The sequence below is a fragment of the Streptomyces sp. NPDC001222 genome (assembly GCF_042896945.1).
Lineage (GTDB): Bacteria > Actinomycetota > Actinomycetes > Streptomycetales > Streptomycetaceae > Streptomyces > Streptomyces gibsoniae.
On the sequence record NZ_JBIAXT010000003.1, the window covers coordinates 212,426 to 225,494 of the forward strand.

General features: G+C 70.7%; 9 protein-coding genes and 2 pseudogenes. 5 read left to right on the forward strand and 6 right to left on the reverse strand.

All coding sequences use genetic code 11. The annotated features are described in order from the left end of the window. Nucleotides 1-87 precede the first annotated feature (87 nt). Nucleotides 88-3,393 carry a S8 family serine peptidase gene (locus ACFY2Z_RS06665; protein WP_390743066.1) on the forward strand — a complete coding sequence of 1,102 codons (3,306 nt, stop codon included), beginning with the start codon at nt 88-90 and terminating at the stop codon, nt 3,391-3,393. A 110-nt stretch (nt 3,394-3,503) separates the two neighbouring features. Here ACFY2Z_RS06665 and ACFY2Z_RS06670 read toward each other — a convergent pair whose 3' ends face one another. Continuing rightward, nucleotides 3,504-4,427, reverse strand: a complete 924-nt coding sequence (locus ACFY2Z_RS06670) for a helix-turn-helix domain-containing protein (protein ID WP_390743067.1) — start codon at nt 4,425-4,427, stop codon at nt 3,504-3,506. 167 nt (nt 4,428-4,594) lie between these two features. On the opposite strand from ACFY2Z_RS06670, the gene ACFY2Z_RS06675 reads away from it, so the two are divergent. The 4 genes from ACFY2Z_RS06675 to ACFY2Z_RS06690 all read left to right on the forward strand — a co-directional run bounded on the left by ACFY2Z_RS06675 (nt 4,595) and on the right by ACFY2Z_RS06690 (nt 9,764). Then, a complete protein-coding gene (locus ACFY2Z_RS06675) occupies nt 4,595-5,635 on the forward strand; it encodes an NAD(P)-dependent alcohol dehydrogenase (protein WP_390743068.1) in 1,041 nt (346 codons plus the stop codon). Between the two features lie 257 nt (nt 5,636-5,892). Continuing rightward, complete coding sequence (locus ACFY2Z_RS06680) at nt 5,893-6,342, forward strand: hypothetical protein (protein ID WP_390743069.1); 450 nt, start codon at nt 5,893-5,895, stop codon at nt 6,340-6,342. Nucleotides 6,343-6,402: 60 nt separating this feature from the next. Next, nucleotides 6,403-8,208 carry a S8 family serine peptidase gene (locus ACFY2Z_RS06685; protein ID WP_390743070.1) on the forward strand — a complete coding sequence of 602 codons (1,806 nt, stop codon included), beginning with the start codon at nt 6,403-6,405 and terminating at the stop codon, nt 8,206-8,208. A 368-nt stretch (nt 8,209-8,576) separates the two neighbouring features. Next, a complete protein-coding gene (locus ACFY2Z_RS06690; protein ID WP_390743071.1) occupies nt 8,577-9,764 on the forward strand; it encodes a PP2C family protein-serine/threonine phosphatase in 1,188 nt (395 codons plus the stop codon). Nucleotides 9,765-10,059: 295 nt separating this feature from the next. Here the strand turns inward: ACFY2Z_RS06690 and ACFY2Z_RS06695 are convergent, their stop codons facing one another. The 5 genes and pseudogenes from ACFY2Z_RS06695 to ACFY2Z_RS06715 form a co-directional block, all read right to left on the reverse strand. After that, complete coding sequence (locus ACFY2Z_RS06695) at nt 10,060-10,782, reverse strand: DUF2637 domain-containing protein (RefSeq protein ID WP_390743072.1); 723 nt, start codon at nt 10,780-10,782, stop codon at nt 10,060-10,062. Between the two features lie 25 nt (nt 10,783-10,807). After that, a complete protein-coding gene (locus tag ACFY2Z_RS06700; RefSeq protein ID WP_388964680.1) occupies nt 10,808-10,981 on the reverse strand; it encodes a hypothetical protein in 174 nt (57 codons plus the stop codon). A 232-nt stretch (nt 10,982-11,213) separates the two neighbouring features. Beyond that, nucleotides 11,214-11,411: pseudogene (locus ACFY2Z_RS06705) on the reverse strand (hypothetical protein); the annotation flags it as partial. Beyond that, nucleotides 11,412-12,172: pseudogene (locus ACFY2Z_RS06710) on the reverse strand (SDR family oxidoreductase). Between the two features lie 75 nt (nt 12,173-12,247). Next, nucleotides 12,248-12,880: a UbiX family flavin prenyltransferase gene (locus ACFY2Z_RS06715; RefSeq protein WP_390743073.1), complete on the reverse strand. Its 633-nt coding sequence runs from the start codon at nt 12,878-12,880 to the stop codon at nt 12,248-12,250. Nucleotides 12,881-13,069 lie beyond the last annotated feature (189 nt).

Consider the following 13,069-nt stretch of genomic DNA (forward strand, 5'->3'; position numbering starts at 1 on the left):
GACGTGCATACGTTCGGCACTTCCCCCAGTCGGGTGAACGGGGAATTCGCTCGGTACCTCACTCCAGGGGGAGTTGTGCACAGACAAGTGAAAAGAGCATGCGCGGCGGCCGTCGCCACGGCGGCCGCCGTGGCGCTGGCGGCGGGCATGACCAGCCCGGCGTCGGCGAAGCCGGGGGCGGCTGCCCGTCCGGCCGCCGCCGCGGGTATCGCGGCGAAGCACCGCATCACGCTGATCACCGGTGACCGGGTCGTGGTCGACGCCAAGGGCCGTGTCGTCGGCCTGGAGCGGGCGAAGGGCCGCGGGAACGTGCCGATCCAGGTGCGCAGGGCAGCCGGCCACACCTATGTGGTGCCGGCCGACGCGGCCGCCATGATCGCCTCCGGGAAGCTCGACCGCCGGCTGTTCGACGTCACCGGCCTCAACAGCACCCGGACCCGCGAGGACCAGAAGAACGGCCTGAAGGTCATCGTCGGCTACCGGGGCTCCGCGAGCACCGCGAAGGCCGGTGTGCGGGAGGCGGGCACGCTCCGCCGGACTCTGACGTCCCTGAACGCGGACGCGGTCCAGACGCCCCAGCGCGACACGGCCGAGCTGTGGAAGGCCGTCACCGACGGCGACAACGCCGCCTTCGGCATCGCACATGTCTGGCTCGACGGCGTCCGCAAGGCCAGCCTCGACAAGTCCGTGCCGCAGATCGGCGCCCCGACGGCCTGGGCCGCGGGTTACGACGGCAAGGGCGTCAAGGTCGCCGTGCTCGACACGGGCGTCTACGCCGATCACCCGGACCTCAAGGGCCAGGTGATCGCGGCGAAGAACTTCTCCACCGCCGCCACCGTCGCCGACAAGGTCGGCCACGGCACGCACGTGGCGTCCATCGTGGCCGGCACCGGCGCGAAGTCGCACGGCCTGTACAAGGGTGTCGCGCCCGGCGCGAAGATCCTCAGCGGCAAGGTCCTGGACGACGACGGGTACGGCGACGACTCCGGCATCCTCGCCGGCATGGAGTGGGCCGCCCAGCAGGGCGCCGACATCGTCAACCTGAGCCTGGGCGGCCAGGACACCCCCGGGATCGACCCGCTCGAGGCCGAGGTCGACAAGCTGTCCGAGCAGAAGGGCATCCTGTTCGCCGTCGCCGCGGGCAACGACGGCGAGCTGGGCGGCCAGACCATCGGTTCCCCGGGCAGCGCGGCCGACGCGCTCACGGTCGGCGCCGTCGACGGCAGCGACAAGCCGGCGTCCTTCTCCAGCCGCGGCCCCGGCCTCGACGGCGCGATCAAGCCCGATGTCACCGCCCCCGGTGTGGACATCACGGCCGCCGCGGCCCCCGGCAGCCTCATCGACAAGGAGGTCGGCGAGAAGCCGGCCGGCTATCTGACCATCTCGGGTACGTCGATGGCGACCCCGCATGTCGCGGGCGCCGCCGCCATCCTCAAGCAGGAGCATCCCGACTGGGGCTTCGCCGAGCTGAAGTCCGCGCTGACGGGCTCCGCCAAGGGCGGCAAGTACACCCCGTTCGAGCAGGGTTCCGGCCGCATCGCGGTGGACCGGGCCATCAAGCAGACCGTGCTCGCCGACCCGTCGTCGGTGAACTTCGGCGTCGCGCAGTGGCCGCACACCGACGACACGCCGTTGACCAAGGAGCTGACGTACCGCAACGTCGGCAAGACCGCCGTCACCCTGTCGCTCTCCCTGACCGCCACCAACCCCAAGGGCCAGGCGGCCCCGGCCGGGTTCTTCACGCTCGGCGCGAAGACGGTCACCGTCCCGGCGGGCGGCACCGCCTCGGTCCCGGTCAGCACCGACACCGAGCTGGGCGGCGGCACCGACGGCGCCTACTCGGCGTATGTCACGGCGACGGGCGGCGGCCAGAGCGTACGCACGGCCGCGGCCGTGGAGCGCGAGGCGGAGTCGTACGACGTCACCCTGCGGTACGTCAACCGTGACGGCCAGAGCCCCGTCCACCTGAGCACCCTGTCGGACCTCTCGCCCACCGGCGACGGGCGGGACTACTTCTCCCAGAGCGCCGACGACACCGTCAAGCTCCGTGTGCCCAAGGGCACGTACCTGCTCGACTCGCTCTCGCTGAAGAACCCGGACTCGATCGAGGGCGGCGCGGACTGGCTGGTCCAGCCCAAGCTGAGCGTCACCAAGGACACCTCGCTCACCCTCGACCTGACCACGACCAGGGCCGCCGACATCACCGTGCCGGACGCCGCCGCCAAGCCGGCGTCCGCGATGGTCTCGTACACCTACGAGACGGCGGACATGGGCTCCGGCACCAGCCTCTTCGTGCCGTCCTTCCAGGACCTGCGGATCGCGCACATCGGCCCGGCGATCTCCGCCGGGCTCTGGCAGAGCTGGTTCGGCCAGTGGACCAAGGGCGACGCGGCCGAGTACGACGTCTTCACCGGCGCCCATGTCACCAAGCTCGACGGCGGGCACGTCCATCACTTCACGGCGGGTGAGCTGGCCACGCTGAAGGTCGACCTGGGCTCCGCGAGCAGCGGCAAGACCGGTGCGGTCGGCGCCTACGCCGAACTGCCGGACGACTTCGCGGGCAACGCCCCGATCGAGCAGAAGCTGCGCAGCACCCGCACGCTTTACGTGTCGACCGGTGAGAGGGTCCAGTGGGCCCTGGACTTCGCGCAGTTCAGCGGCAAGAAGAACCCCGAGGGCCTCCCGATCGCGGAGGCGTACTACACGGAGGGCGCCCCGCAGCTCTACAAGGCGGGCCACCGCTACTCCAAGGCCTTCAACACGGCCGTCTTCGGTCCGAAGATCGACTCCGACTACGGCATCTTCCGTGAGGGCAACCAGATCTACGGTCTGCTGCCGCTGTTCGCCGACGGCCAGACCCACGCCGGGTCCTCGGACTTCATGTCCGTCAGGACGACGCTGTACCGCAACGGCACCAGGGTCGGCTCGAACGCCGACCCGCTGTTCGGGCTGGCGCACTTCACGGTGCCCTCCGGTGACGCCTCGTACAAGCTGACGACCTCGGTCATCCGCAGTGTGAGGGTCGCCGCCGCGTCCACCCGCATCGACGCGAGCTGGACGTTCCGGTCCAAGAAGACGGACGAGGCCAAGCTGCCCGCCTCCTCGGTCCGCTTCGGCGCGACCACCGGCCTGGACGGCCGGGTCGCGGCCGGCCGGAAGGTCACCGTCCCGGTGACCGTGCAGGGTGCGGCCGCGGGCCGCAATCTGCAGTCCCTCGGTGTGTGGGTGTCGTACGACTACGGCAGGACCTGGACGAAGCTGACGGTCAAGCACGGCACGATCACCTACAAGAACCCGGCCAAGGGCCAGGGTCTCTCGTTCCACGCCAAGATCGCCGACAAGAAGGGCAACAGGTCGACGATCTCGATCTACAACGCGTTCTACGGCAAGTGAGCGAGTGAGCCGGTGAGCCGCTGAGCGACACGGCATGGCGCACGGCCCGCCGGAAGGATGTCTTCCGGCGGGCCGTTCCGTGTCTGTGCGAACCCCTGGGCGGGGCGGGTTCAGGGGCGGTGCGCGGTGCTGCCCGCGCGGGTGGCGTCCGTGCCCCAGCTCGCCAGCAGCCGTAGCGCCTCCGCCGACGCGGACCCGGGCTCGGCGTGGTACGTCACCAGCGCCATCTCACCGTCGTCCGTCGGCCTGAACGACTCGAACTGCAGGGCCAGATCGCCGACCAGCGGATGCCGCAGATGCTTCAGCCCGTGGCTCTTCTCCTTGACGTCGTGCGTGGCCCACAGCCGCCGGAAGTCCTCGCTCTTCACCGACAACTCCCCGACCAGCCCCGACAGTCGGGGATCGTCCGGGTGGCAGCCCGCCTCGTACCGCAGCTGGCACACGATGTCGATCGCCTTCTGCTCCCAGTCCAGGAACAGGTCCTGGTACTCGGGCCGCAGGAAGATCATCCGCGCCCAGTTCCGCTCCTGCTGCGGCAGCTGTCCCCAGTCCCCGAAGACGGCCGCCGCCATCGTGTTCCACGCGAGGACCTCCCCGCGCCTGCCCGCCAGGTACGCCGGGACGCTGTCGAAGGAGTCCAGCAGCTGGCGCAGCGACGCCCGTACGTGCTGCGACCGCGCCGACGGCTTCTTCTTGTGCGCCTTCGGCTTGGCCAGATGCGTCAGGTGCGCGTGCTCCGCGTCCGTCAGCCGCAGCGCGCGGGCGATCGCGTCGAGTACCTCCGCGGACACGTTCCGTCCGTTGCCCTGTTCCAGGCGTGTGTAGTACGCCACGGACACCCCGGCCAGCTGTGCCAGCTCCTCGCGCCGCAGCCCCGGCACCCGCCGGTGCCGTCCGAAGACCGGCAGTCCCACGTCCTCGGGCTGGAGCCTGGCCCGCCGGGTGCGCAGGAACTCGCTCAGCTCGGCGCGCCGGTCCAGGGCCTGAACGGCCTGCGCGCCGGGTGTCTGCACGGGGTCGAGCTGTTCGTCCATACGTCCAGTATTCCCGGTGGTACGCCCTTGAGCCTGCCCCCGTCAGTAGTAGGACCGCCGAGCGTAGGCAGAGCTGTGACCTGGGTGAATGCCGCGCGGTCAGGCAGGCTCGATGTCGTGCCCGGCTGAGAGCGGCCGGGTTGCGAACCCCCAAGGAGAACTCCGGCATGACCACCGTTGCTGCGTACGCCGCACCCGCCGCCAAGGCCCCGCTCGAGCGCACCACGATCGAGCGCCGCGAGGTCGGCGAGTTCGACGTTCTGATCGACATCAAGTTCGCCGGCATCTGCCACTCGGACATCCACCAGGCCCGTGAGGGCTGGGGCGAGGCGATCTTCCCGATGGTTCCGGGACACGAGATCGCGGGTGTGGTGTCCGAGGTAGGTTCCGGCGTCACCAAGTTCAAGGTCGGCGACCGCGTCGGCGTCGGCTGCATGGTCGACTCCTGCCGCGAGTGCGAGAACTGCAAGGCAGGTTTCGAGCAGTACTGCCTCAAGGGCATGGTCGGCACGTACAACGCCATCGGCAAGGACGGCCGGCCCACCCACGGCGGCTACTCCGAGAAGATCGTCGTCGACGAGAACTACACCGTCCGTATCCCCGACGGCCTCTCCCTCGACGTGGCCGCGCCGCTGCTGTGCGCCGGCGTCACCACGTACTCCCCGCTCCGCCACTGGAACGCCGGTCCCGGCAAGAAGGTCGCGGTCATCGGTCTGGGCGGCCTCGGCCACATGGCCGTCAAGATCGCGCACGCGATGGGTGCCGAGGTGACCGTGCTCTCCCAGTCCCTGCGCAAGAAGGACGACGGGCTGAAGCTGGGCGCCGACCACTACTACGCCACCAGCGACCCGAAGACCTTCGAGGAGCTGCGGGGTTCGTTCGACCTGATCGTCTCGACGGTGTCGGCGCCGCTGGACTTCGGCGCGTACCTGTCGCTGGTGAAGGTGGACGGCGCGCTGGCGAACGTGGGCGCGCCCGAGGAGCCCGTCTCGCTCAACCTGTTCTCGCTGATCAACGGCCGCAAGACCCTCGCGGGCTCCATGATCGGCGGCATCCGCGAGACCCAGGAGATGCTGGACTTCTGTGCGGAGCACGGCATCGGCGCGGAGATCGAGCTGATCGCCGCGTCCGAGATCAACGAGGCGTACGAGCGGGTGCTGAACAGCGATGTGCGGTACCGGTTCGTGATCGACACCGCCACCATCTGAGCATCCGGTCGGTGATCACGCCGTGAGGCGGCCCTGGTGGCCGCCTCACGGCGTTTTCGCTGTCGGTGGGCGGATCGTGGCGCGTGTGGTCCGCGTCGGCGTGTCGATCTTGACGGAGTCGGCGGAGGCGGACTTCCGATTGCGGCCGAGGCGGCGCCACCTTAGCTTCAGGGCGTCGGATTCTCCCGACAAAGCCCACATAGACCGTTATGTCGGCTTTCCTCATGGTGCCATCGAATGGAGTGTTCATGTCGGTGATGACCGGTACCCAACCCCTGCAGCAGTACGGCCAGCAGATCGGCGGACCCCAGCCTCAGTTCGCACAGATGATCCAGCAGGCCATCCAGCAGGCCTGTCAGCAGGCTAGCCAGCAGGTCGCCCAGCGAATGCAGCAGACGCTGCAGCAGATCCAGCAGGTCCAGCAGCAGTTCCACCAGCAGGGCATGTCCCAGCAGGCGCACCCCTACCTCGCCCTCGCGCTGCACCACTCGCTGCACACGGGCATCCGGCAGGCGGTGGAACAGTCGGTGCAGCAGGCCCTGCCGATGGCCATCGTGACGATGCTGCAGCAGAGCCAGCAGGGTATCCAGGGCCAGCAGGGCATGGGGCAGTTCGGCGCTCAGCAGTCGTTCTCCCAGCCGTTCCCGCAGTACCAGCAGCCCGGCTTCGGCTACGGCCAGATGAGTCAGCCCTTCGGCATCGGCTGACCCCAGGGCGGCGCGCGATGCGGTGTGTCCGGGAGCGGCTCCCGGACACACCGCATCACCGTGGAAGCGCAGGCCGCCCCGCCGGACCGGAAGCACAAGGACGACGTAGGCGTGGTGAAGGTGGACGCAATGGTCAAGGAAAGGCCCGGAAACAACCCAGAGGGCGGGGCCGAGGGCGCGGGGGCCGGTGCGCCGGGACCCGAGGGCAGCCAGACCGGTGCCCGCAGGAAGAACGCGCAGTCTCCGCTGTCGGTGCGTCCGCGCCGGGAGCGGTACATGGTCACACCGCTGCCGCGGCATCTGCTGCCGCCGGGAGTCCCCGAACTCGGCATGGACGCACTGTGCGACCAACTGGAGCGGATGCCCGAGATCGAGCTGGTCCGCAGACTCCGGCCGTCGCAGCGGCTCCAGTCGACCGGGACGCCCCCCTCCTGCCCGGAGATCGCGGTGATCGAGGCGGCCGAGGCCCAGGTGCCGGCGATGCGGTCGCTGCACCTGCACATCGAGCCGGACCTGCCCCTGGCCGGGGCCGGGCCCGTCGCCGCACCGGCCGCGGGGATGCTGCCCCTGCGCGATCCGGGCCTGGTCATGCCGTTGGACCAGCCGGTGGACATCGCGTTCCGGATCTGCGGCCCGCAGGACGAACCGCTGGCCGGCGCCGGGGTGTTCCTGATCGGGGCGGCCTGGCCGGCCCAGGGAGTCACCGGAGCCGACGGCACGGTCACCGTCACGCTGTCGACGGAGACCGCCCAGTCCGTCCAGTCCCTCTACGTCCGGCCCGCGGGCGGTTACACGGACCGCTGGATCCCCCGCCCGGACCTGTCGGCGACCCAGGAGAACCGCGTCGTCCTCACCCCGTTGGCGCAGGCGTACCCGGAGTTGGAGACACGGCAGCAGTACGGCTGGGGCCAGCAGGCCATGCGGCTGGACCGACTGCCCCCCACCTTCCGTGCCTTCGGCGTCCGGATCGCACTCGTCGGCTCGGGCGTCAGCGCCGAGCACCCCGATCTGAAGCAGCGGGTGCGCTCCGGCGTCGACTTCGTGCGCGGCGAGGAGCGGGGCTGGGCCCACGACAGGATCGGCACCGGCACCCATGCGGCGGGCATCATCGCCGGCGCGGACACCGGCAAGGGCGTCATCGGCATCGCGGTCGACGCCGAGATCGAGGTCTGCCGGGTGATGCCGGACGGACGGTTCAGCGATCTGATCGCCGCTCTGGACCACTGCATCGAGTACGAGGCGGACATCGCGCACATCGCCGTGACGACCCCGTACCCGTCGGCCCTGGTCTCGCGGAAGCTGGCCGACGCGACCGCGGCCGGCATCGCCTGCGTCGCCCCGGCGGGTGACTCCGGCGGGCCGGTCGCCTTCCCGGGTTCGCTGCCCACCGTGTTCGCCGTGGGCGCGCTCGGCGCCTTCGGCTCGTATCCGCAGGACACCTCCCAGGCCACCCACTGCGGACCGCAGCTGACTCCCGAAGGACTGTTCACTGCGCCGTTCAGCGCCTACGGCGCCGGGGTCGACGCGGCCGCCCCCGGGGTGGCGGTCCTCTCGTGTGCGCCCCGGGGCGGATACACCGCCCTCGACGGCACCGGCGCGGCCTCGGCGCATGTCGTGGGTCTGGCCGCCCTCGTCCTCGCCCATCACGAGGACTTCCACGGCCAGTTGCTGCCCCGCGGATTCGGCCGGGTGCAGCATCTGTTCGAGATCATCGCGGCCAGCTGCCGTCCGTTGGCCGCGCCGGGCACCGCCGACGCGGCGCGCGTCGGACGGGGCCTGCCCGACGCCCTCGTCGCACTCGGCCTGACCCCGGGCACACAGCTCGCCCCGGTCCTGTCGCCCTTTGCCGTGTCCATGGCCGGCTAGTGCCGCGACCGGAAAGGGCACCGGCAAACCCTTCCGGCCACCGCCCCCGACCGGGGGTCCGCGAACGGCACCCGCCTCCGAGGGACGGGTGCCGTTCGGCCTGCCGCAGCGTGTCCGGGCATCGATGGGATGAATGCGCTGATACGGTCACAGGCCCCCCGAACCGGCGGCGGCCGCAACCGCACGCCCGCTGCCCGGACTCGCCGTCCCCGGCCTTCCCGCGCCGGTGATCAAGCCCTGCCAGGAGTTCTCGTGCACAGGCCGTGTGAGTGGATCCGCCGGGACGTCCGCCCCGCCCCGGGCCACACCACCGTCCGCCCGTCCGTCTCTCCAGGGCCACTGCCGCGCAGCCCCCGCCGGAGCGCACCGTGAGGTGGCCCCGCCGCCATGGGTCCGCCGGCCGCCGGGTGGCCCGGGTCAGCAGCACGGGTCTACGAGTGCCCGCACCGCCCGTATGGCTGCGCTGGCTCCCGGCGATCTACGTCGTCGTGCTGCTGTTTCTGGAACCGATCACTCCCGTGCAGTGGCCGGTGAGCTTTCTGCTGATCGCCCTCCCCGTGGTCGCCGCCTACGCCCACGGTCCCGCCTTCGTCGGCGCCATCACGGTCTTCGCCGTCGGGTTCGAGGCCATCCTGGCCGGCACTCCGTGCTGTGCCGGCCGCATGGTCGGGTACATCGGGGAGCGCCACTACGTGGCGAGCTACATCTCCACCGCGCTGGTCGGCGCGCTCGGCACGATCCTGGCCGCCAGCCGCATGCGCCGGGAGCGCACCCTCGCCACCGTGCGCTCCGTGGCCGAGACCGCCCAGAGGGTTTTACTGCGCCCGGTGCCACGACGCCTGGGCCAGGTGTCCATCGAGACGCTCTACCTGTCCGCCGCCGCCGAGGCGCGCATCGGCGGTGACCTCTACGAAGCCGTGCCCACGAACTACGGGGTCCGCCTGCTGATCGGCGATGTGCGGGGCAAGGGCCTGGTCGCGGTGGAGACGGCCGCGACGATGCTGGGTGCCTTCCGTGAAGCCGCCCACGACGAACCGGATCTGACCGGGGTGGCGCACCGGGTGGAGCGGAGCATGACCCGCAGGGCCGAGCAGCTGGAGGCCAACGAGATGTCGGAACGCTTCGTCACCGCGGTGTTCGCCGAGATCCCCGACCACGAACCCGTGGTCCGCATCGTCAACTGCGGCCATCCACCGCCCCTGCACATCGGCGGTGACGAGGTCAGCGAGCTGGAGCCGACCGATCCCTCCCCGCCCATCAACATCGGTGTCATGGTCGGGGACAGCTACCACGTGGATGTGACCCCGTTCGGCCCCGGCGACCAACTGCTGCTGTACACCGACGGCGTAACCGAGACCCGTGCTCCAGACGGGACCTTCTACCCGCTCCTCGAACGCGTCCGTTCCTGGGGCCCGCTGCCTCCCCAGGAACTCCTCGCGCATCTGCACCGGGATCTGATCGCCTTCAGCGGCGGCATCCTCGACGACGACACCGCCGCCCTGGCGGCGTACCGCCTCCCCGTCGAGGTCCCCGACTGCAGGGAGGCCGCCGACTAGGGCGTGTCGTCGAACTCGTCGCCCGGAGGGCGGCGCTGCGGCGTCAGGTGCGTGCTCTGGGGGTGCCCCCTGCTCGAAGAGTTAGGGGGAGTGCCGGGCGGAAGCCCTCGTACTGGATGTACGTGGGGTTTCGCCCGGTGCGGCGGTGGGGGCACCGCCGCACCGGGCGAGCGAAGCCGAGCGTGGGGGAGCGTGCATGGCGTCGCAGGGCAGGCGGGACTTTTGAAACACGCCCTGGAACGAACAGGACGCGCCCGGCCCGCAGGAGTCTCCTCCGGCGGGCCGGGCGCGGGGGTCAGCCGCCGTTGGACGGCTCCTTGCCGTGCGCCGCGTGGCGCGGGCGGTACTTGGAGGAGACCTGGCCGACGAGTTCCCGGAAGCACACCAAGGCCGTGATCGGCGGAATGCCGACGATCACCATCGAGAGCGTGGAGTGCGCGGAGTGGCTGACGCAGAGAGCCACCGCGGTGGCGGAGGCGACGAGGATGACCCCCCAGGACCGCCGGGCGGTCCGGTGCTGAATGGCCGCGCGCAGAATGGACAGGGCCGCCACGAACCACGGCCCGTACACCGTCAGCGGCCACCACTGCGCGAGGGGCGAGGGAAGGACCGTCGAGGCGATGGCCCGCAGCTGACCGTACGAATAGGCGGTTGACCACCCCAGCATGGCCACGGAACACGCGGCGATCGTGGCGACCAGGATCGTGATCGGGGTGACCGGCTGGCCGCTGTCGAGGACGTGCGGCGCCGGGCGGGGCCGCCGTCGCTCGCTCCGGTGCCGATGCTGTCCGTCCAGCGCGACCGGGGCCGGTTCCGCGGCGGTCACGGTGGACAGCATCCGCGCCAGCTCCTCGTCCGGGTCCCAGCCGTTCGGCGCGATGTCCGGGCCGGGAGCGCTCCAGACGGCATGCGCGTCGAGGGGGTCGACGTCGTAGGAGGGCTGGCCGAGCGGGTCGTAATCCGTTCTCAGGGCGAACTGAATGTCGTAGAGGTTCGGCTCGCCTTGAAGCCTGTCCATTCTCTAGCTCCTCCGCGCCCCTCGCTCAGGCGGTTCCGTTGAAAGCGCGCATGTATTCGCTTTCCATCTGACCGATTTCCTTGAGGAAGTCTTCAAGAAGGTCCGAACAGCCCTTGACGCGCAGGTCGCCGATCACCGGGTCGTGCCACACGGCTCCGGTCCGGGCGAGGATCTGATCTTCCGGTTCGTTCCAAGTCACGATCACCTAACGAGCACCCACCGGCCCCAGGTATCGGGCATTCGGGGGAATGAATCCATGAAGAAACGTTCATCTAGTCGGATGACCGTACCCGTCCGCATAATTCCGCATAGACGTCCGACCATATATTTCGGTGAATAGCATTTCCTGCTGTGCACACCGGGCCAGGGCCTCGCCGGGCCGGGGCCTCGCCGGGCCGGGGCCTCGCCGGCCGGAGCCTCCTCGGGGCGGGACGGGACGTGGGCCCGCCGGACGACAGGCCCATCGCGTTGGCCGCACTGTGGTCGTCGCCGTCCGTGCTGGAGGCGTCGGCGGGGGCGTGCAGGGCGAGGTCGGTGGTCGGCCGGGTGCTGTCCCGCACTGCCAGGGTCCACAGCGAGCTGCCCCAGGAGGTGGCCGGCGTTCCGCACTTGATGCGGACGTACCGCGCCTAGAAGCCGCTCCGCACACCGCCGTCGATCGAGAGCATCACGCCGGTGAGATAGGAGGCGGCGGGCGACAGCATGAAGGCCGCGGTCCTGCCGAACTCCTCGGGGGCACCGATGCGGCGCAACGGGACGGTGGCGGCGGCGCGGGCACGGGCGCCGTCGGCGTCCCCCGTCAGGGCGTTGATCTCGCGGACCCGGTCGGTCTCGATGTAGGCGGGGAGGAAGCCGACGACCCGAATGCCGCGGGGGCCCAGTTCGTCGGCCAGGTTCTTGGCGTAGCCGGCCAGGCCCGGGCGGAAGGCGTTGGAGATGGCGAGCCCGTGGATCGGCTCGTACACCGAGGTGGAGAGGACGAAGCCGATCGCGCCGCCCTCGTCCAGTTCCGCGGCGACGGCACGGGACAGCCGCACCGCGCCCAGGAAGACCGACTCGAAGGAGGCGTTCCACTGGTCGTCGCCCATGGCGTCCGACGTGCCAGGGGGCGGTCCCCCACGCTGATGAGCACGCCGTCCAGCCGCTGGAAGGCGTTGCGCGCCGCGTCGATCAGCCGGTCGGGGGTGTCGGCGTCGGCGTTGTCGGCGACGACACCGACCGCGTGCCCCGGGCCGCCCAGGCTCGCTTCCGCGTCGGTCACCGACTGCCGGTTCCGGCCGCTGACGACCACCTTCGCACCGTCCGCGACCAGCGCACGCGCGGCCGCCAACCCCAGCCCGCGGGTACCGCCGGTGACGATGTACACCCGGTCCTGCAATCCGAGATCCATGATCGGTCCCTGTCTTCTCTCCGTCCCGCCCGACCCCGGAGCCGGCGGCCGCGTTGCGTCAGCCGCGTCCGGGTGTCATCGCGTCCGGGTGCGCTCGCGCCGCGCCGCGGTGCCGCTGCCGTCCCACTCGTAGCGATCGGTGCACGGCAGACCCAGGAACTGCATGAGGCGCTCGACGAACTCGTCTCGCAACTGGGCGACCGTCTCCGGCACGTTGTAGTACGTGGGGATCATCGGGTACACCGTGGCTCCCGCCTCGGTGACGGCGACCATGTTGCGCAGGTGGATGAGGTTCAACGGCGCTTCCCGGAGGCACAGGACCAGTGTGCGCCGCTGCTTCAGCATCACATCGGCGGCCCGCTCGATGAGGCTCTCCGACTGGCCGTGGGCGATGCGTCCGAGGACACCGGCCGCACACGGCAGGACGACCATCGCGTCGTTCGGATAGCTGCCGCTGGTCACCGCTCCGGACAGGTCGGCCGGGTCCAGGAAGCGCACCTTCGGCGATGTCGCCTCCAGGGCCTGGACCACCGAGTCCGGGTCTTCGGTGGTGCGGTGCTCGAAGGCCACCAGTTTGCGCCCGTTGGCCGACACCAGCAGATCGATGTGACCGACCCGGTCGTCCCGCTGAAGTGCCGTGAGCAGACCCTTGGCCACCCCGGTGCCGCCCGCTCCCGTGACCGCGACGGTCACCTTCTGCTGGGTCACGATGGTCCCCTTCCGGTCTCCTCGGGTCGGCAACCGCGCTGCCGCGCACCGGACGAGTGGGCCCGGCCGGCACGCACGCTGATCGGTACCTCGCCCGGTGATCGCCAAATCTGGCGGGTCACCCGACCGGCGGCTGCGCGCCGTCCGTCCTTCACCCGGACGGGCTTCGACCGCTGAGCGGGACGGCGA

Bases quoted from the DNA above. Each gene is read 5' to 3' on its own strand.
- ACFY2Z_RS06695 (WP_390743072.1), bottom strand. From the start codon at position 10,782: ATGGACAGGCTTCAAGGCGAGCCGAACCTCTACGACATTCAGTTCGCC.
- ACFY2Z_RS06680 (WP_390743069.1), top strand. From the start codon at position 5,893: ATGACCGGTACCCAACCCCTGCAGCAGTACGGCCAGCAGATCGGCGGA.
- ACFY2Z_RS06670 (WP_390743067.1), bottom strand. From the start codon at position 4,427: ATGGACGAACAGCTCGACCCCGTGCAGACACCCGGCGCGCAGGCCGTT.
- ACFY2Z_RS06675 (WP_390743068.1), top strand. From the start codon at position 4,595: ATGACCACCGTTGCTGCGTACGCCGCACCCGCCGCCAAGGCCCCGCTC.